Annotated in this window: 19 protein-coding genes and 1 pseudogene; 6 read left to right on the top strand and 14 right to left on the bottom strand. The window is 39.5% G+C overall.

Translation table 11 applies throughout. From position 1 onward, the window contains the following. Window positions 1–37: 37 nt before the first annotated feature. The 7 genes from PTUN_RS21560 to PTUN_RS21530 form a co-directional block, all read right to left on the bottom strand. Window positions 38–1,642, bottom strand: a complete 1,605-nt coding sequence (locus PTUN_RS21560) for a hypothetical protein (protein ID WP_009836569.1) — start codon at window positions 1,640–1,642, stop codon at window positions 38–40. Window positions 1,643–1,931: 289 nt separating this feature from the next. After that, window positions 1,932–3,239: a tetratricopeptide repeat protein gene (locus tag PTUN_RS21555; protein WP_009836570.1), complete on the bottom strand. Its 1,308-nt coding sequence runs from the start codon at window positions 3,237–3,239 to the stop codon at window positions 1,932–1,934. A gap of 47 nt (window positions 3,240–3,286) precedes the next feature. Then, window positions 3,287–3,892 carry an energy transducer TonB gene (locus tag PTUN_RS21550; protein ID WP_009836571.1) on the bottom strand — a complete coding sequence of 202 codons (606 nt, stop codon included), beginning with the start codon at window positions 3,890–3,892 and terminating at the stop codon, window positions 3,287–3,289. An 11-nt stretch (window positions 3,893–3,903) separates the two neighbouring features. Then, on the bottom strand, window positions 3,904–4,314 hold the full coding sequence (locus tag PTUN_RS21545; protein ID WP_009836572.1) for an ExbD/TolR family protein: 411 nt from the start codon (window positions 4,312–4,314) through the stop codon (window positions 3,904–3,906). A gap of 63 nt (window positions 4,315–4,377) precedes the next feature. Further along, the gene (locus PTUN_RS21540; protein WP_009836573.1) at window positions 4,378–4,905 is read right to left on the bottom strand and encodes a MotA/TolQ/ExbB proton channel family protein; all 528 of its coding nucleotides are present in this window, start codon (window positions 4,903–4,905) and stop codon (window positions 4,378–4,380) included. A 2-nt stretch (window positions 4,906–4,907) separates the two neighbouring features. Next, on the bottom strand, window positions 4,908–6,275 hold the full coding sequence (locus tag PTUN_RS21535) for a MotA/TolQ/ExbB proton channel family protein (protein WP_009836574.1): 1,368 nt from the start codon (window positions 6,273–6,275) through the stop codon (window positions 4,908–4,910). Between the two features lie 9 nt (window positions 6,276–6,284). After that, window positions 6,285–7,037 (bottom strand): DUF3450 domain-containing protein, encoded by a 753-nt coding sequence (locus PTUN_RS21530; RefSeq protein WP_009836575.1) that lies wholly within the window; start codon window positions 7,035–7,037, stop codon window positions 6,285–6,287. Between the two features lie 324 nt (window positions 7,038–7,361). Here PTUN_RS21530 and PTUN_RS21520 point away from each other — a divergent pair, with 324 nt between their 5' ends. Then, window positions 7,362–7,604: a hypothetical protein gene (locus tag PTUN_RS21520; RefSeq protein WP_040643427.1), complete on the top strand. Its 243-nt coding sequence runs from the start codon at window positions 7,362–7,364 to the stop codon at window positions 7,602–7,604. A gap of 296 nt (window positions 7,605–7,900) precedes the next feature. Here the strand turns inward: PTUN_RS21520 and PTUN_RS21515 are convergent, their stop codons facing one another. Further along, complete coding sequence (locus tag PTUN_RS21515) at window positions 7,901–9,790, bottom strand: methyl-accepting chemotaxis protein (RefSeq protein ID WP_009836578.1); 1,890 nt, start codon at window positions 9,788–9,790, stop codon at window positions 7,901–7,903. Between the two features lie 327 nt (window positions 9,791–10,117). On the opposite strand from PTUN_RS21515, the gene speA reads away from it, so the two are divergent. From speA to PTUN_RS21495, 4 genes and pseudogenes are all read left to right on the top strand, one after another. Then, on the top strand, window positions 10,118–12,031 hold the full coding sequence (gene speA / locus PTUN_RS21510) for a biosynthetic arginine decarboxylase (RefSeq protein WP_009836579.1): 1,914 nt from the start codon (window positions 10,118–10,120) through the stop codon (window positions 12,029–12,031). 22 nt (window positions 12,032–12,053) lie between these two features. Further along, window positions 12,054–12,983 (top strand): agmatinase, encoded by a 930-nt coding sequence (gene speB, locus PTUN_RS21505; RefSeq protein WP_009836580.1) that lies wholly within the window; start codon window positions 12,054–12,056, stop codon window positions 12,981–12,983. Window positions 12,984–13,136: 153 nt separating this feature from the next. Beyond that, window positions 13,137–13,685, top strand: a complete 549-nt coding sequence (locus PTUN_RS21500) for a DUF924 family protein (protein ID WP_009836581.1) — start codon at window positions 13,137–13,139, stop codon at window positions 13,683–13,685. Window positions 13,686–13,729: 44 nt separating this feature from the next. Next, window positions 13,730–14,071, top strand: a pseudogene (locus PTUN_RS21495) (transposase); the annotation flags it as partial. Here the strand turns inward: PTUN_RS21495 and PTUN_RS22070 are convergent. The 3 genes from PTUN_RS22070 to PTUN_RS21485 form a co-directional block, all read right to left on the bottom strand. After that, a complete protein-coding gene (locus PTUN_RS22070; protein ID WP_162892554.1) occupies window positions 13,976–14,215 on the bottom strand; it encodes a hypothetical protein in 240 nt (79 codons plus the stop codon). The pseudogene PTUN_RS21495 and the gene PTUN_RS22070 sit on opposite strands and share 96 nt — an antisense overlap. A gap of 180 nt (window positions 14,216–14,395) precedes the next feature. Beyond that, the gene (locus PTUN_RS21490; RefSeq protein WP_009836584.1) at window positions 14,396–14,659 is read right to left on the bottom strand and encodes a Txe/YoeB family addiction module toxin; all 264 of its coding nucleotides are present in this window, start codon (window positions 14,657–14,659) and stop codon (window positions 14,396–14,398) included. Further along, window positions 14,652–14,906, bottom strand: coding sequence for a type II toxin-antitoxin system Phd/YefM family antitoxin (locus tag PTUN_RS21485; protein WP_009836585.1), 255 nt, complete (start codon window positions 14,904–14,906; stop codon window positions 14,652–14,654). Before PTUN_RS21485 ends, PTUN_RS21490 begins: the two co-directional genes overlap by 8 nt. A gap of 1,046 nt (window positions 14,907–15,952) precedes the next feature. Here PTUN_RS21485 and PTUN_RS22065 point away from each other — a divergent pair. After that, window positions 15,953–16,294, top strand: a complete 342-nt coding sequence (locus tag PTUN_RS22065; RefSeq protein WP_009836586.1) for a group II intron maturase-specific domain-containing protein — start codon at window positions 15,953–15,955, stop codon at window positions 16,292–16,294. Between the two features lie 281 nt (window positions 16,295–16,575). Here PTUN_RS22065 and PTUN_RS21475 read toward each other — a convergent pair whose 3' ends face one another. The 3 genes from PTUN_RS21475 to PTUN_RS21465 form a co-directional block, all read right to left on the bottom strand. After that, a complete protein-coding gene (locus PTUN_RS21475; RefSeq protein ID WP_040643428.1) occupies window positions 16,576–17,775 on the bottom strand; it encodes a metallophosphoesterase in 1,200 nt (399 codons plus the stop codon). A 744-nt stretch (window positions 17,776–18,519) separates the two neighbouring features. After that, a complete protein-coding gene (locus PTUN_RS21470) occupies window positions 18,520–19,125 on the bottom strand; it encodes a DUF998 domain-containing protein (protein ID WP_009836588.1) in 606 nt (201 codons plus the stop codon). Between the two features lie 335 nt (window positions 19,126–19,460). After that, window positions 19,461–19,922 (bottom strand): hypothetical protein, encoded by a 462-nt coding sequence (locus tag PTUN_RS21465; protein ID WP_009836589.1) that lies wholly within the window; start codon window positions 19,920–19,922, stop codon window positions 19,461–19,463. Between the last annotated feature and the right edge of the window lie 254 nt (window positions 19,923–20,176).

The following is a 20,176-nucleotide window of genomic DNA, read 5'->3' as shown; positions in this document are numbered from 1 at the left end:
AGGCGCCATAGCGCCTTATAATTAGAGCCGGTCTAGATTAATTACTAGCGCGTTGTAAAGATGCGGCTACAAAAGCAGCCCACTCACTTGATTCACCCTCTTTAAGTGCACCAATATAGCCTGGGTTAGTAAAGAAAGAGTTAACTGCACTCATGTCTTTCGCTGTTGTAGCTACAGCAGTACCTTGAGAATCAGTGATAGTTGAAGCTGTTGAAACACCATCAGCAGCAAGTACATTTGAAAAATCAGCAAAGCCAATTATCTGGTTGTTCTCACCACCAGTAAACCAAGTAGTTATATCAAAATTGGCTAACGCACCAGTTAAAGGTGTATTTACATCTTCAAAATTCTTACCACACGCAAATATTGAGCTCATAAATGCGATATCACCATTTTTTGCATTAGCATGAACACCTGCATCACCTGATTTATCTTTTTCATTGTATAAATCAAGACAACCAGCACCATCAACAGATGATGAGTTTACAAACAGGATATTAGCTAATTTTGCTTTACCCCATTCTTTCATTTCCATACCAGCACCCGTACGACGCCCTTCAGCACCTTGGTCGCCAGTCGTTACAACCGTTGCATTTGCAATTATTGGGTTAGACACAGTTGTTACTAAATCTTGTGCATCTGCTGATAATGGATCTACCTTTGCGCCATCTGTTTCAAAGCCGTGGTTACCATACTCATTTGAACGCACAAGAATAAATTGTCCATTACCTTTCCAGCCCTCATCCCAGTCAATACCGTCATCACCTGTATCTGTAACAACTATATGTTTCAGATTAACGCTACCACCAAAAAGCTCAATACCATCATCAAAACCATTATGAACATGTACATAATCAATGGTAGTACCAGAACCAACAGCATTAAGTGTTAAACCATTTAGCTCATCACCTTCAACACCAAAACCGGCATATTTAATAACAACATGCTTCAGGATACCGCTGCTGTCTTGCGGATCATTACCGCCATAATACGAGACAATACCTTCGGCTGCGTGGTTACACATATCTTGTTCAGCAGCTGCTTTTGTACAACGGATAGAATGGCCACGACCATTTATCTGAACGCCACCCCAATCACCAATTTGTGCTGTTGTTGATGCATCACCATCAACTTCTTTGATACTTGTGAAAATAATTGGTTTATCAACTTCACCAATTGCTTCAATATTTGCACCACGTGCAATACGAATAAAACTCTCAGGCTTAGTAAAAGCAATTGTCACGCCAGCTTCAATAGACAATGTAGGACCATTGCCATCAATTGTAGCGCCTGTCGATGTATCTACATCATCACCAATAAATAAGGCACCTTCAAATACATGTGCACCGCCATTGGCCAAAGCAGAGATAACAAAAGAGCTAGTAATTTCTTTAGCATTACTTGCAAATGCTTGGCTATAAACACAGTTAGCGCCTTTAGCTTCACCTGTAAATGTAGCTCCATCTAATGTGTATGTAGCGCAACTAAATTTGTCACCATTATCACCACCTGGGTTAGTCACTGAATTGTCTACACTGTTATCTATTGTTGTTGGTGTAACATTAATATCACCACCACCACAACCAGCGAGCGTAATTGCTGTAGCCACTAGGCTGACTCTAAATAAACCAGATAATTTCATTGTTCACTCCGTTAAAGTATTTAATTATTTTGTTAGCGCATTAAGTAAAAACTCAAGTCACTTTAAAACACGAAAGCCATGCTTTAATGTCACTTGAGCTTTAGAACGAGCACTACAATACGGGAGACGTATGACAAATAAGTTACACTTTCATAAACATAAAATGACAATTCAATTTATTAAAAAACAATGGGTTAAATTATTTTAATAAAAGAGTAAATAAAAAAAACCACCCGAAGGTGGCTTTTGGTTACGATTGTTGTAAGCTGGTTTGATCCATTAAAAAAACTTATAGATAAGCGGTTTTTAATAGTTCAGAATTTTGTTTTTCACGTTTAACGTATTTGATCCACTGCTTAGCCAAGCTTTCTGACTTTTTATATTTTTCAGCTCGTTCAAAAGCCAAAATAGAGGCATCAAAATTAGTTAAATTATATTGCGCCATGCCTAAAGCAATATAGGCATTGGATTCAAAGTCGAGTCCACCTTTATTGAGTGCAGCACGGGCAGCATCAGCGGCTTCATCAAACATTTCAATGTTAATGTAAAGCTCTGCAAGGCGTTGCTCATATTTTCCGTGGCGTTCCATTTTCGCTGCAGCAATAAAATGAGGGATAGCTTTACGGTCTTCTTTTGCTTGTAAATAGGATTCAGCAATAAACGCACGATTGGCGGCTGTATCATCAATCACTTGTTTACTCAACCCTTTATTCATGAGCTCTGCGGCTTTAAACGCTAAACCATTAAGTAAATAAACTTGTGCAAAATTACGAATATCATTTTTTGATGTAATAAAACCACGTTGATAGGCTGTTTCTAATACGGCCAGTTGCTTTTTCTCTTCGCCCACTTCGCCATACATACCGCCTAATTGCACCCAGTAACTTGGTTTATCAAAGTAAGTGATCATTTTCTCAAGTACTTTAACCACTTCAATCGGTTGGTTAAGCGAATAATAAAGCGCACGTTGTAATACTAACCAGTTCTCTTTTGGAATTTGGTTGTCTTTTTCGGCTAGAGCAATCGCAACATTGATGTTTTCAAGTGCACCTTGGTACTGTTTATCCTGATAAAGCGCTTGTGATTTTAAAACATAATAACTGTCTTTTCTTGGCGCAGTATTTAGACCATCCCAACGATCAAGATAGGTAATGACCTGAGCATAATCACCATTTGCCATGGCAAGTTGCGCTAAGCTAAACAAAGTATTTAACTTTAATGACTCTGGGATGGCAGTTTGCTTAACAACATTTTCGAAGGCGCTGATCGCTTGTGGTAAATCATTTTTGTTGTAATAAATGAAACCATAAAAATTATACATCATGGCAATTTCGTAATCGTTCATACTCGAACTGCGCTCTTTGATGGCATCAAGGGCTGCAAGTCCTGCAACTGTATCGCCATCATCTGCAAGTTTTTGAGCGCGCGCAAGTTGACTATATACTTTTTCACGCAATGCTGGCACGCGTTTAGTGGCCACTTCTTCAGCTTGAGCCACTGAGATATTAATGCCAGGCACCATACTAAGCAGGCTTGGTAACGTGACAGCACTGAGAACTGCTGCGCAATAAAATGCCGATAATTTAAATGCTTTCATTTGTTTAATCCTAACTCAATCGTCGTTTATTAAAGTGGTTGATTCAATCAACCACTAATCTCAAAGGTTATTTTGTTTTGTACACCGGCTACTTCAACCGCTTCGCCATTTACAACTCGAGGTTTATATTTGAACTTTAAGACTGCATCTTTTGCAGCTTGATCGAACAAACTCTCTGGCTCCGCTTTTACAACAACAGGCTCTCGCACGGTGCCGCTTTTAGTTACGATGAACTCAACAATCACATATCCTTCAATCCCGCGAGATAAGGCTCTTCGCGGATACACAGGCGCTACTTTTACAATCGGTAAATACTCGCCATCACTGGAATCTAAAGACAAGCCACCAGCAAGAGAGACATCTGCATCGACATTGGCACTAAAATCAAATCCAGCAGAATCACTGTTTGCCTGGGAGCTATCCATTTGTGGTGACTCCATTGGCGGTGGTGGCTCTTTTGGCGCAGGTGGTTTTTCAGGTTTACGTTCTTTTTTCTGTACAGACTCTTCTTTCTTGAGGCGGACAAAATCAAGCACATTCCCTTTGATTGGCTCGCTCATTGCCCCTTCACCCGTTTGAATGAGCGCTTGCATTGTGAAAAACAACGCGAAGGTAATAACAGCAGCAACCAGTAACGCAATTAAATATCGCATCGTACTCTCCGCTAACCTTCTTGTGCCGCGATTGACACATCAAAGACACCTGCCGCTCTTGACGCATCCATCACCTTAATTAAGGTATCGGTAGTCGCTTTTTTATCCGCTTGAATAACAACACTACCTTGTGGATTTTCGGCTTTTAAACGCTCAATATTTGCCTGTACTGCACGGACATCGACCTGGCGTTTATTGATCCAAATTTCACCTTTATCCGAGATTGCCACTAAAATGTTAGCGCGCTCTTTTTTCACTGCCGTAGCAGCTTCTGGGCGGTTTACATCAATACCGGCTTCTTTAACAAAAGAGGCCGTCACAATGAAGAAAATCAACATGATGAATACCACATCAAGCATCGGTGTCATGTTTATTTCTTCTGCTTCTTCTTCTTGAAAAATTTGTGCTAAAGGTGCTCTCATTTCTAACTCCTGTGGGTAAAGCCCCAATTCATTCAACAATCATAATGTGCGACGAGCGCAGTCTTAGTGATCTAATACCATTTGATCTTCTAGTAACTCAGCTTCACGTTTGGTTTTGCGTTGTAAATACGTTGATGCAAATACGCCAGATAACGCGCCAACCATGCCAGCCATTGTTGGGATAGTCGCTTTACTGACTCCCGATGCCATCGAACGCGCACTGCCTGTGCCTGTAATGGCCATAACATCAAACACTTCTATCATCCCAGTTACGGTGCCAAGTAGACCGAGCAGCGGACATACTGCAACCATCACATTAATAAAAGGTAAGTTTTGGCTTAAACGTTGTTTTGCTCTTGATACTAAAGCTTGGCGAATTTGCTCTGCATTCCAGCTATTACGTTCTTTACGATCAAACCATGTTTTTTTAACGAGCTTCTTGTACTGACGATATCCACCAAAGATGTACAATAAGCGCTCTAAGATCAGTAACCACATCGCGAAGATGAGGACACCGATGACCAATAAAACTTGGCCACCTGTGTCGAGGAACTCACGGATGGCATTGATTGCATCAATCAATAGCACCATGATTACGCTCCTTTTTCGCTGCGTTCTGCGATAATACCAGCGCTTTGCTCTTGTAAAATTAATAACAAGTTTTTAGAGCGAGTATTTAAAATGGTGTAAACGAACACGGTTGGAATGGCCACAACTAAACCAAGTACTGTTGTAACAAGTGCTTGCGAGATACCACCTGCCATCAGTTTTGGGTCACCAGTACCAAAGAGCGTGATTGCTTGGAAAGTATTAATCATACCGGTTACCGTACCGAGTAAGCCCAGTAAAGGCGCAACCACTGAAATGATTTTGATAAAGGTCAAGTTACGGGTGATTTTTGGCATTTCACGTAAAATAGCTTCTGATAATTTCAGCTCTAACGTGTCATAAGCAACATTTGGGAATTGATCTTTGACTTTCATCACACGGCCAAGCGGATTGTCATCACGGGCAACATCCGATTTAAGCTGGCGACGCATTTTGCCACCAATGATAAATAGGGCAATAAAACGCTCAATAGAAATCAGTAAGCCCACTAAACCAACCGCTAAAATCACATAACCGACTGTTCCACCTTGGTGTACTTGCTCAGTAGTATCAGGTGCTTGAACTAACAAACCTAAAATTGAACCACCTGTAGGGTCTAGTGCAAAGTTAACAAAACCCGATTTAGTCTCTTGTAGTTCAGCAGCTGTACTTAAAAAACGGTCAACCGGTTGGCGTGATAATTCTGATAATGTATCTGTGTATGAGTTGTACTCTAGGTATTTACCATTTGAAATTAAGTTAAACGCGCCAACACGAACCACTTCTTGTTTTACTTTGTTGCCACCAGCAACAATCACTTCGGTATCAAAACGTTTTACTTTACCTTGCTCAGTCATTTCACGTTGTAATTCGAACCATACTGTTTCAATGTCTTCAATTGATGCAAGTTTAGAGCTTGAACCCATTTTTTGTGCCAACTGATCCATAAACTCACCACGACCTGGCAGCTCAGCAGAGACAATTGAGGTTGCGAATTTATTTTTTGTATCACCAGAGACTTGTTGCAGAACACCAAATAACTCTTTAAGTGACCCCATGCGTTTTGATAGCAAGTCAGTCGCGTTGGCTAATTCGATTTCATTTTTCTCAAATTGGCCTTCTAAATTTTGTGATTGTGCAATCATACCGTCACGTTTGGCTTTCGCCTGTGAAAGCATGGCAGCTTGCTCATTTTGACGTGCGATAAAATCAGCTTCACGCTGCTTATTTTGTGCTGTTTGAACTGTTTGACCGTTAGCAAGTGTTTTCAGTAATGCGTCTAAATCAAGTGCTTGCTCGGCACTAAAAACAGAAACCGAAGTTGTTAACGCGACAGAAGCTAAAGCGGTTGCTAATACTTTTTTAATAAACATTTTAATTCCTTATTCTGCAGCTTGAACTGGAAGAGTTAACATATCAGGGGCAAGTTGTTTGCGAGCAATGCGCAGCGCTTTATTGATTTGGCTAATGTTTGAATCAGGAAGTGGGTCAAACGCTTTTGTTTGGTTATTCCAAATACCCGCTAATTTGCCATCACGTGTTAAATAAATAAGGTCTAAGCGACCAACACGAAGGAAATCTACTTCACGCTCAACACCGTTGACATCAAGCAAACTAGTGTAGGCTTCAATGGTACGGCCGTAATCTACTTCAACTTGGTAAGCTTCAAGTACACGACGGAACTTTTCACTTGATGCGATATCAGCACGATCCATCATGCTTTTTAATGAGGCAACTCTATCACTTCGCTCTTTAGCTAAAAAAGGCACATCTAATTGCACAAACTGCTCAAGGCCGTTGATCATTCGCAGCATAAGAGGGGTAATTTGACGTTCGATAACGGCTACTTGATCCATTGATTGAGCAAGTGAATCAAGTTCAGCTAATTGATTATTGACTTGTTTGTTTAGCTGAGAATTATAAATCTCTAAACCGTCGATTTCTTTATTGAGCGTTTTGTATTGCTGTAATCGGGTTTGCATAGAATCAACCATGCCATCGATTTTTTTTTGTGAGCCAGTTGCAAGTTGATTGATTTTGTCACTCGACTGGATCACTTTGTTTAATTCGTCAGCTTGAACACATACACATGCAGCGATGGCACTAGCGAGAAGGAGTGGCTTTACGCACTTCATAATATCTACCCTATAATTTAGCAACGAGTTTGCAAAAAATAATTTCTGGTGCGGATATTAAAGTGATTTAATTACATTGATGTTGCGGTAAAGCTACAGTTTAATTACAGCTGTCATATTTAAGCCATGAGTTGGTCACTAAAGTGCCACTAAATTGCCAAATTTCATTTAACAGACTCAAAAGAAACAAAAATAAAACAAACTTCACTCCATATTTACAATAAAAACAAAAAGCAGACTGTAATTCTTCATCAAACTGTAAACCAGACGAAAAAATAAAGTCTACACTGAGATTTGTTTTGATCAGTTTAGGTGGAGAAAAAAATGATAAAACCGCTAAAGTGTGGCGCTGTGTTATTTGTTTTAATTTTAACAGCTTGTTCAAAAGCTCAATCTGTTCCTGTAAGTAGTTGCGATAAAGTAGTGAGTCATGCCAAAAGTATCTTAGGGGACAAAGCACCCGCAACGGCTAAAATGCTCGAACAATGTAAAGCTGCCAGTGATGAAGCAAGGGGCTGTGTGATGGCTGCCGATAAACCCATAAAAATGCTAAAGTGTGATATGTAGTATTGGCTTTAATTACAACCAAATAATGGCCTTTTGAACATTCACCTGTGCTCTGGTTAAGAGATTTACCAGCATCTTAAATTAAAAGTAACTATTTAGTTTTTCATTTCTAGCGATGGATTTTTAACGGTAACAAGGCGCGGGTTAAGGTATCAATCGAAGGTCTATTGCAAGCTAATCGCGCGAAGTGAGCATTGAAATAGCTGGATTTGATAGATTAATTAGCCAGTGGTGTAGTTAATGGGCTTTAAATCAAATGCCAACCTAATGTTGGCATTTGATTTAAAAGGTAAAAGCTAAACCTTAAACCTGAGCACCATTTTCTCTAATTGATCAAATTGGTGTTTTAAATTAGTGCATTCTTGCAAAGTACTATTGAGATTACTCTGCCCTTGAGAATTAAGCTCACTAATATAATGAATGTCTTTATCTAAGGATTGAATAACGTGATTTTGTTCAACTGTGGCATTGGCAACTGAATGATTCGCCTCGTCTATTTGTTTAATTAAATCACCGACACCTTGTACTTGTTTACCAGCCTGCTGAGCCATAACCACACTAGACTGAGAATCGGCCTGGCTTTGAGTCATAATTTCTACGGTCTCTTTTGAACCCTGTTGTAACTGTACAATGGTATTTTCAATTTCTTGAGCTGACTGTTGCGTGCGTTGAGCCAACTGTCTTACTTCATCGGCGACCACCGCAAAACCACGACCCGCATCACCGGCACGCGCAGCTTCTATTGCAGCGTTCAGTGCTAATAAGTTTGTTTGCTCACTGACACCTTTAATTACAGCCAAGATTTGACCAATATTTACGGTGTGGGTATTGAGCGAATCAATCGCTTGTTGGGCATTTTGCATTTTAGTAGAGAGTTGCTCGATAGCCTGAATGTTACCATCAAGGGTGGCGTAGCTTTCGATTGCTTCTTGATTAGCATTAGATGCCAATTTAGATGCGTTGTCGGCACTCCCTGCAATTTCAATCGCACTGGACGATAACTCATTAATTGCCGTTGCGACATTGTCAGTCGATTTGGTTTGCTCGCCATACATATTAAGGGTGGACTCAGTAGAGCCGATTAACATCTCAACAGAATGCTCAAGTGCAACCGTCGTATCGCGTACTTGAATAATCGAAGTGTGTATTTTGTCTATAAACAAATTAAAATAACGAGACAACTCACCAAATTCATCATTACTTTCGACCAACAAACGCTGGGTTAAGTCCCCTTCACCTTCTGCAATATCCTTAATTGCTAAAGTAACATTGTTCATTGGGCGCATTAAGTAGCGTAATAAATACTGCAACATCACGACAATAGCGATGACTCCTACCAACATGTAAACAGCCGCCATGTTACGAAATGAATCGACCGATGAATAAGCGATATCTTTATCAATCACGACACCTAAATACCAATTTACATTATTGATACCGTTGATTTTGACAAACGAGATGAGCTTATCTGCATCTTCAACTGCATGCTCTACAAACTGATTATTTAAAGGAATATTTTCACCTAATAAGTCAGCCAACGCTTTATTATTAAATTTAGTATTAGGATGGATAAGAATATTGTTTTGATCATTGACTAAAAAGGCATAGCCGAAACCTAAGAAATCGACATTATTGACAATTTTAGTGATCGTATTGAGTGCAATGTCACCGCCTGCGACGCCAACAAACTGATTGTTTTTAAATGTAGGTACCACGGCAGAAATAATTAAATCGTTAGTTGTTACATCTATATAAGGAGCAGTAAACGCGGTGTTTCTTTGATTAGCAACTAATTGATACCACGGGCGTTGTCTTGCATCAAAATCCGCAGGTAGTTTAATTGAAGGATCATCTAAAATAAATTGGCCTTGCGTGGTACCGACATAACTATTTTTAAAATCCCCCGCTACATTTGCCTGCTTAAGTTGTGACACAGTTAAAGCTAAATCATCAGAGGGCTGATACGCATTAGAAATAGATTCAACTATTTGTAACTTACCATTGAGCCAACTGGCGATATTGTTCGTAACAGACTGGGAAATTTCTTGCAGCACTTTTTCGAGTTGTTGTTCGGTTTGCGCTCGCATCGAAATAAAATTGTTGAGGGTGAATAAACCTAGGATCAACATCAAGACAAGTGATGCGGCAGCAGTGATTTTGGTGGTGAATTTTAAATGTTGAAACATAGGCACCCTAATTATTATAAATTTTTTTGCAAGCTAAGCTTTTATGTTAGACTAACCTAAAACTTAGAAAAGATAAATTCTCCATTAACACTGATTATTGCTCAGTATTAAAGCAGTTTTTATATTAATAACCATCTGATTTTAAATAACTAATATAGCATTACTTTTTTTGCAACTAAGATTAATTACTTTTATCTTAAGTATGAATATATCTTGTTGGACTCGATTTGTACGATTGATTCTAATGCGCAAAAATTTCTCAGCCAATATTGGTTTTATTACTATTGCTACGCTCTTGGGTTTAGCAATACATTGATAAGGATTGAAATGAACAAAACGACTGAAATTGAACAAGTTCGTGCAAGCTACAATGTACGCCATTGGAGTCAAGGTTACTTTGGTATTAATGATGAAGGTGAAGTGTATGTAGCCCCAAAAGCTGACGCACCTGAACAAACAGTATCGTTGTCATCAATTGCAGAACAAATTCAACAGCAAGGTTTGTCTTTACCTGCATTGGTCCGTTTTCCTCAAATTCTACATAATCGTGTTCATAATTTATGTGCTGCGTTTAATGAAGCAATTGCGAATTACAACTACCCAGAAAAATACTTATTGGTTTACCCAATTAAAGTAAATCAGCAACGTGAAGTTGTTGAAGAAATTGTCGCAAGCCAAGCTAACAATGAAGTTAAGCAACTTGGCTTAGAAGCGGGTAGTAAAGCTGAGCTACTTGCTGTTCTTGCTATGGCTCAAAAAGCAAGTTCAGTGATCGTGTGTAATGGCTATAAAGACGTTGAATACATCCGTTTAGCGTTAATTGGCGAAAAATTAGGTCACAAAGTTAATATCGTACTTGAGAAGCTTTCTGAGCTTGATATGGTATTAGCAGAAGCTGAAAAATTAAACGTCTCTCCACGTTTGGGTTTACGTGTGCGTTTGGCCTCACAAGGTAAAGGCAAATGGCAAGCAAGCGGTGGTGAAAAATCAAAGTTTGGTTTATCTGCTTCACAAGTACTTACCGTACTTAAGAAACTAAAAGATTTAGGTAAAAGTGATACCCTTCAATTAGTTCACTTTCACTTAGGCTCACAAATGGCCAACATTCGTGACGTAAGAACAGGTGTAAGCGAAGCTGCACGTTTTTACTGTGAATTACGTCGTTTAGGTGCCGAGCTTGTATGTATGGACGTAGGTGGTGGTTTGGCTATCGATTACGACGGTACACGCAGCCAATCGCACAACTCAATGAACTACAGCCTTGCTGAGTACGCCAATAACATCGTTTATACCATTGGTGATATTTGTAAGCAGTACAATCAGCCAATGCCAACCATCATTTCAGAGTCTGGCCGTGCTCTTACTGCACACCACGCTGTATTAATCTCAAATGTAATTGGTACAGAATCATACAACCCAGAAGAAGTGCCAGCACTTGCTGAAGATGCACCTATTTTATTAAAAAATATGTGGCATTCTTGGGTGCAATTAAATAAACGTATTGATGATCGTGCATTAATTGAAATCTTCCACGACTGTTTAAGCGATTTAGCCGAAGTACATAGCCAATTTGGTATGGGTTTATTAAACCTAGAACAACGTGCATGGGCTGAGCAAATCAGCTTACGTGTGAGCTATGAATTGAGCAAATTAATGGATAGCAAAAACCGCTTCCATCGCCCAATTATTGATGAATTAAATGAAAAGCTAGCAGACAAATTCTTTGTTAACTTCTCATTATTCCAATCGTTACCAGATGCATGGGGTATTGACCAAGTTTTCCCTGTTTTACCATTAACCGGTTTAACAGAAATGCCACAACGTCGTGCGGTTTTACTTGATATTACCTGTGACTCAGATGGTACGGTTGATCAATACGTAGACGGCCAAGGTATTGAAACAACGTTACCAGTACCTGAGTGGTCTGCCGATTCGCCATATTTACTTGGCTTTTTCTTAGTCGGTGCTTACCAAGAAATTCTAGGTGACATGCACAATCTATTTGGTGATACGCACAGCGCGGTTATCAACATGGATGAAAACGGCAAAGTACATATCGATGAAATCAACGAAGGTGATACTGTTGAAGACATGCTACGTTATGTTCACTTAGATCCAGATTCATTCCGTGCAGCATACGCAGAACTGGCGCAAAGCAAGTTACCAGAGCACGAACGCGCTTCAATTTTAGAAGAACTAGATTTAGGCCTAACAGGCTACACTTACTTAGAAGATGTATAAACGCTTAGGAGCGTGATGTTAAATGAGTAACATATTTCAACGTGAAGAAACGTCATTATTCAGTAATCCAATGACGTTTTTACGTCAACCATTACAGCAAAACCCGCTGGCTGTTGACGCTGACATTGTCGTTTTAGGCTTGCCGTTTGATATGGCGACATCAGGCCGTTCAGGTGCGCGTATGGGCCCTGACGCCATTCGTCGTGCATCAGTAAATTTAGCGTGGGAACATAAACGTTTCCCGTGGAATTTTGCCTTAACTGATCATACAAAAATCATTGACGCGGGTGATTTAATTTACCCACCAGGTGATGCCGAAGGTTTTACTGCTATCGTTGAAGAAGCGGCAACTCAGTTGATTAATCAAGGTAAAACCTTACTTAGCTTAGGTGGCGATCACTTTGTAACATTACCGCTATTACGTGCTCATGCTAAAAAGCATGGCAAAATGGCGCTAATTCACTTTGATGCCCATACCGATACATACAGTAATGGTAGTCGTTATGACCACGGCACTATGTTTTTCCATGCGCCTAATGAAGGCATCATAGATAAACATAAGTCGGTGCAAATTGGTATTCGTACTGAATATACACAAGACAATCATGGTTTTAATGTTATTAATGCCATGCAAGCAAATGACTTAACACCAGAGCAAATTGTTGAACAAATCAAAGCAACTATCGGTGATTTACCTGTGTATTTCACGTTCGATATCGATGCAATTGACCCGGCATTTGCTCCAGGTACTGGCACGCCAGTGTGTGGTGGTTTAACAACTGATAAAGTATTAAAAATCATTCGTTTATTAGATGGTATTAATATTGTTGGTATGGATGTTGTTGAAGTAGCTCCTGCGTACGATCATGCTGAATTAACAGCCCTTGCAGGTGCATCAATTGCACTTGAAATGATGTACATGTGGACCAAGCACAACAAAAAAATTGGTTAGTGTTTAATTTAAACATTAATTGAGTTGAATAAAAAGCCGAGTTTTTTCTCGGCTTTTTTGTGGCTGTTGCATACACTAAACATTCTGTATTATCAAAATAACAAACGAGTAATCCTATAAACTCGTTATATTTCATAGCGTTTAGGGTCAAACATGAGCACTTTCCTCTATCAAGAAATCATCGACTTTTGGTTTACAGAGCTTGAACCTGAAAAGTGGTGGCAAAAAGACAGCGCGTTGGATTTAATGATCCAAACACGCTTTGGTGAACTTCATACTCAGGCAACCGCTGGTGAGTTATTCAATTGGCGTGACACTGCGTTAGGAAGCCTTGCTGAAATTATTTTGCTTGATCAATTTTCACGGAATATTTATCGCGATACACCCCAATCATTTGCTTATGACGCTATGGCATTAGCGCTTTCGCAATCTGCAATAGCAAAAAAATTCGACAACGATTTAACCCCTGTACAGCGGGTATTTCTTTATATTCCATTTATGCACAGTGAATCAAAGCTTATTCATACTCATGCCGTAACACTATTTCGGTCTGTTGGTATTCAAAGTAACTTAGATTTTGAGTTTCAACATAAAGCTATTATTGATAAGTTTGGCCGTTACCCACATCGTAATCACATTTTAGGGCGTCAATCGACTGCTGAAGAAATAGCGTTTTTACAGCAACCAAACTCAGGGTTTTGAGTTTGGTTTATCGGCTTGAATTCAGATAAGGCTTATCACCTACCTATGGCGGCGTGCTGCCCGACAAAGACATCATTAACATCACCAAGGATAACGTTACCTTCCGTTATCGCGACGGGCAAACCCAACACTGGAAGCAGCGCACGCTGCCAACACTGAAGTTCTTGATGCTGATGTTGCAACACGTACTGCCCAAGGGATTACAACGGGCCCGCAACTATGGTTTTTTACGCGGTAATGCCAAAGGATTACTGCATCAAATTCAGTGCTTATTACTGCCACTGCTGCAATTACTGCTGGGGATTGAGCCACCGAGCCAATCGACGCGCACTTGCCCGTGTTGCCACCACAGCATGCACTGCATTGGTATCAGCCGACCGAGATAAACCCGCAAGGACGCAATAAGGATAATGACCTTCACCACGCCAAAGGCGACAACAAGAGGAATACGAATAAAGAAACAACACACAGGCAAGTCGTAACAAACTGATAAGGCTGGCGTTAATAACATGATCGCCCCTTGCATCCACCCCGCTCGCCTTGAGAAAGGCTCTCAGGCTCAGCGCGGCCAAGGCACTACAGCGTAATTTACTTAATAAGGCAGGAAATCGAGCTCATCGAGGCTCCGGGCTTGTCCAACACCCGAATATAGGGTGTCGGCTTCGCGACACCTATTTTTATTTGTATGCTGCCTGACGATAAATCCTAAATTAATAGTGATAACGGCAAGAAATAATCGTGATAGCACTATCATCAACCGCATAAACTAACCTATTCGCATCGTCTATTCGTCGCGACCAAAAACCAGATAAGTTTTCTTTTAGTGGCTCAGGTTTACCTATGCCCTCGAAAGGAGAACGCTTAGCATCCGTGATGAGTTTATTTATACGTTTAAGTGTTTTCTTGTCTTGCGTCTGCCAATAAACATAATCATTCCAAGATTCATCAGTCCAAGATAATAAACGACTACTCATCGATTAAATCTCTTTGGCTCACCTTACCCGCTTTAAATTGAGCAATTGAACGATGTAAGTGCTCAGCATTTGCCGGAGAACGAAGTAAATGAACCGTTTCCATTAAGCTATTGTAATAATCCAGTGACATAACAACGGCATCTTCAGAATCACGACGTGTGATCACGGTTGTATCTGCGTCATTAACAACAGCATCCAAAACGCTCTTCAAGCTATTTCTAGCTTCGGTAAAAGATACAATTCTCATAAAACCTCCACATGTACATTTAATGAGACAAGTATATGACTAAAAAACCAACTTGTACAGCTAATGGAACATGCGAACTTGTAAGCAGCTAACGAGACTGTAGAATTTCTATTTTTATAAATTTGGCCATTTTTTATGGCCTCCTGTATCGCTTACTAAGCTATTATCTCGCACTAAGCAATGCATTTGAGACCCCTTAAATCACCTAAAAACTTGACCAAATTAGTAATTCTACAGCCTCAACTCCACGTTAAGCGGCAAAAAATTGTTGGCTAAAATAGTGAACGGAGTGAAACAGCCAACTGTTTTTTGTCCGTTTGAACGCCTTGTGTACGCCCAGCATGGGCATGAACTAATGAGGTGAAAGTCCTCTGTAGGAAGACCACCGTTCAAGTAACATACTGTTATTAAAAGATAACTACTAGTGAATGGCAAGGGCTAAATCGCGAGAGATAGTCTGGAGGAAGCCGCTAGCAAATCTGCGAGCTGATGAACAAAAACATCATATGAGGCGTAGGCTGGAGACGAGCTAGCACAAGATAGCGAAGTCATGTGATCTAACGGCCACCGTAAATGATGCAGTTGTGCAGAGAAAGTCAATGCACCTTATTCGGGGAGATCTGATAAACACGCATCCGCGCTAACGCTTGGAGATTACCAGTTAGGGGCTGGTTGATCAACCCTTGGCGCTTTGGTTACTGCGACCTATAGCGAGCGAAATAGCAGTAAACAAGCATTAGTTTAGACGCGCTTTACCGAGTAATCGATAAAGTGATTTATCAGAAGTCAGCAGACGGCATAGTAGCCAAACGCCCATCGTAATGGAGGGGACACGGTGAAGGCGTGAACATCTTAACCAGAGGAGATACTACAAATGAACTTGAATTCACATAGATCACCGTGTTGTGATAGTGATGAACAGCGTTCTGCTGTGAATAATACCTCGAATGAATATAACCAAACAGAACATGACCTGATGGCAAGGGTACTAAGACATAATCATTTTAGTAAAAACGAAAAGCGAAGGACTCCTAGTCCAACAGGAAATGACCGAATTCATCACTAAGCGATTAAAGCTTAAAGTGAATGAATCGAAAAGCCGAGTCGGTTCGGTATCTGGCTCGAAATTCCTCGGGTTTACCTTCCGTTACGGCCAAGTGCAGATCCACGAACAGGCGCTAAAGAAATTTAAGGCAAACGTCAGAGAACTCACAAACCGTAATTGGGGGATCGCAATGACCTTACAAATTCATAAGCTCACACAGTATTTACGCGGCTGGGGACACTACTACCTCATCGCCAACGCTTATCAGCTAACTGTAGATTTAGATCACTGGATCCGCCGTAGGATAAGGATGTGTTATTGGCGACAGTGGCGCCATTTATAAGGAATAGCACGCACCAAAGTACGCAGTTTAATGAAATTGGGGGTCAGTGATCGACTTGCCATAGCATGTGGTATCACCAGTAAAGGCCCTTGTAGAAGCTCAAAAACAAAAGGAATTAATATTGCGCTAAGCAATGACTACTTGGCTTCACAAGGATTAGTGTCATTGAGAGATAGTTGGATCAATATTCATTACAGGAGATGAACCGCCCATTGCGGACCCGCATGATGGGTGGTGTGGGGGCTGGAGGTTAGAGACCTCCGGCTACCCGATTAGCTGCTTTATAACTTGCCTAAAGGTGATTTTTTTCCTTTGTTATTTACCACCCAAAATGAAGAGTTTTCCATTAACAAAGCTTCACTTGTACCCTCTGAGTGAGGTACATCAACACGTATAACTTTACCACCATAATCGTAGCCAATATTACGTACTAAAGTATGTCCAATCGCTAATCTATTGACTTTAAATTCTGAAAGTACTTTATCTACATGATCAACACCAACTTTATCGCCGAGTTCATATTTACTCATGTCTTTTGCTAAGTTTCGATAGAACAAAAGGCCATCAGAGCCATGAATAATACTGTTATCAATATTTCGCCTAACTGTATCGCCAATGACAAAGTTACGCTCCGCCTCTGCATCTATATCTTCCAACGACAAGTTGTAGGTCAAAGCTCTTGGCGAAACACCACCGTGTACAAATAATGTACTACCCACCTTTAACATAACAGGCTTACTCCGCAGCCATTTCCCTAGCTCGGAATCTTCAGACCACAATTCCCGAGGAGACATTCCTGTAGTTCGAAATGTTCCATAATATTTTTTAGCTGCTGATTTAACTCTACCATCTAATAAATAACGCTCATGATTTCCCAAAATGTAATGAACATAGCCTCCGGCTGACTTAGCTTCTGCTTCCAGCTTGTAAATTAACCATAATAAAGGAACTACGTTTTTTCCTCGGTCGACCATATCACCAATAAGCACTAAATGGCTTGAACCAAAGCTCCACTCTAACGAATCATTTATAACACCGTTTGATTTTAGAAGGTTTATCATTGCATCAAAATTACCTTCCATATCCGAAATTGCTAAATATCTAGCAGGGCTTGGAATGTCTAATTCTGAGCGAGGATAGCTATTTCTGAGATTAACAGTGAAGTTAGTATTGAACTGATTATCTACAGTCACCGAAACGGTATTTTTAATATCAACACGAGAGAGTTTGGCAGATGAGTTGTTATCTCCAGTAATGTAGTTGGCAAATCGTTTGCCATTGTTTCGAAATACGTATGGGCCATCATGAAAAACGGGGATGTTTTGGTATTCAAACATAAGCCATTCATTAGTTTTTGCAGAATAGCCTAAATATCTTCCATCTGAAATTCTAATTCCCGAGCCTGTGTACCAACTCAAAAAGCATAAAGATAATATAGTTAGCAACAATAAATTAAAGAGGTAAATAGATAATTTTTTCAAGAGAGAAACTTCCTTTTATTATTTTATCACGTAGAGAAAACTAGCATATTCGCTGCAGCTAACGAGCCTGTAGATTTACTCGTTTTTAATTTGTTTTTATTAATCAACGAACCATAACTGAGTTCCTATTTTGACTCAATCATTTAGTCGGTTTTGCTTTGAGATTTAAAGGCTATTTCCACCACAAAGTTACAGAGGCACTGCGCTTCACCGAGGATGAGAAGCTTGTTTATAGGGGGAATTATCAACACAGGCAAGATACCAGTCCCTGTTGGCTGTACTATGCCAAATGCTATTTAAGTTAGATTACCCATTCTTGATTTTCAAAAGTGATACCTAGCACACATTAATATAATCAACAAAGCCGTTTCCAGTAAAAATGAGCCCGAAACTAATTGTGCAAAAAGCACCTATGACTTGAATAGTGCCATCTTAGGGTTAACCGATAAATGTCTCGGCTTTGGCTTCCTGCGTCGCTCTACCTCCTAAATCCATTAAGTCGTAGTGCCCTAACATTTCAATGGATTAAAAAACGTTAGGCAGCATTTTTTTTGTTAAAGATTTCGCACTCACAAAGCCACTATATGTGTTTGCATACTTTTATTAACAGCACGACGATTTAACAGCTAACCGACAGACGAAGTAGATGAGTTTGTTGATTGATTTGGCTTTGACCGCTTGCGCGGTCAGAAAGATAAGTAATGCCTATTGACGGGAAATCGGCTCATATGTGTTAGTTTACAACTACGCTAACACTAATGAAAAGGCACTTAACCAAATTAGCTGAATGCCATAAGAAATACGTTGTTGAATACCCGGGTTACTTTGAGATTTTACGGCTTTAACCATAGCAAATAGATAATAAACAGCAGCGATAACAGAAACAACTGAAAAAATACGGAAATATAGAGGGATAGCTTCTGTTGTTGGACTTATGGATACTAATATTGGCGCTACAACTAGCGAAAGTAACATAATAAATCCAGCCCAAGAATGTATCTTACAATTAAAAGTAGGATTCTTAGTAAATGGATCAGCGTCCATAGGAAAATAACCAGCTACCCATGTACCGATGCCATGAGCTATAACCAACCAACCCGCAATATTTACTAAAATTGAAACACTTGATAACTGCGCCAAATACCAACCGAAAAAGCAAAAGAGAAAGCCTAGCGGGTAATTATTAATTAAGGGTGACAATTTTTCTGTCGGGCTGCCTGTTGCACCTAATTCACTACAAAATTGTTTAGAATGGCTGTAACCATTATAAAATCGACTCGCAACATAAACACCAATAAAGATCCAGATTGTTGCAATTAACCCAGAATAGATCGCAATACTTTCAAACACTAGCAAAATCCTTTTTGTATATTAACGAGCCTGTAGATTTACTCGTTTTTAAACTTATTTTTATTAGTCTATAAACGATAACTGAGTTCCTATTATGATTCAATCATTTAGTCGGTATTACTTTAGTATTTAAAATTATGAACTTATGGGGGTTTAGCGGAGTTTATAAGCTTAAAAAGTACATCCTGATTTCGACCTTTTTTATGAAAAACCGATTTATCATCACCGAGGTCACCGATAACAAAGAATACATCACACTCGTAAACAGCTTTGCGAAACGCACAGCAAAATTGCCACGCGTTACGATCCACTCTTAAATTGTTTGTTTGGCATTTTCACCACAACTCTTTGATTAATGATATCTTGCCATCTTTAAAGCCAAATAAAACAAGTAAAGACTCTGTTTGCTGCCAAGTACCATCCTGTTGAATAACACCATTAGAATATTCAATTGCTGTATGATTTTTTCCAAAGATAGTATTTATAATACGCATCTCATTATTAGCACTGTTTTGGTACGCTCCACGCTCAAGGTTCCTTAAAAATGCCTTGCGCCATGATTCTTTAGTAAAGTTAGCCTCATATTCTACATGAATATATTTGACGTCATCATGAGTTAAATCCAACAATGAATCGATATCATTGAGGGTTGAACCTTTACGGTTAATTTTATCTAAAGCTGTAAAATATGAGTTAATCTGGTTTAACTGGCAGGTTGAATCACAACTTGCAGCAAACGTTGTCTTTGAAAGAATTAAGAACGCTAATAATAATCCAATTTTTAAAATAAACTTCATTACAACTCCATTGCTTTAAAAATACCTAACGAGCCTGTAGATTTACTCATTTTAAAGTTATTTTTATTAGTCTATAAACGATAACTGAGTTCCTATTGTGATTCAATCATTTAGTCGGGTTGATATAGATATTTAAAATAGAGATCTAATGTGGGTTTTGCGGCTTTTCTGTAGTATAAAAAGCAACTTTTCACCACACAGAGCACCAAGGTTAAACGCATTATAACCACTATTAATAATCCAATTACTTCATA

The organism is Pseudoalteromonas tunicata (assembly GCF_002310815.1).
Classification (GTDB): Bacteria; Pseudomonadota; Gammaproteobacteria; order Enterobacterales; family Alteromonadaceae; genus Pseudoalteromonas; species Pseudoalteromonas tunicata.
Note: the sequence above shows the minus strand (reverse complement) of the source record. Positions and strands in the feature narration are given on the sequence as shown.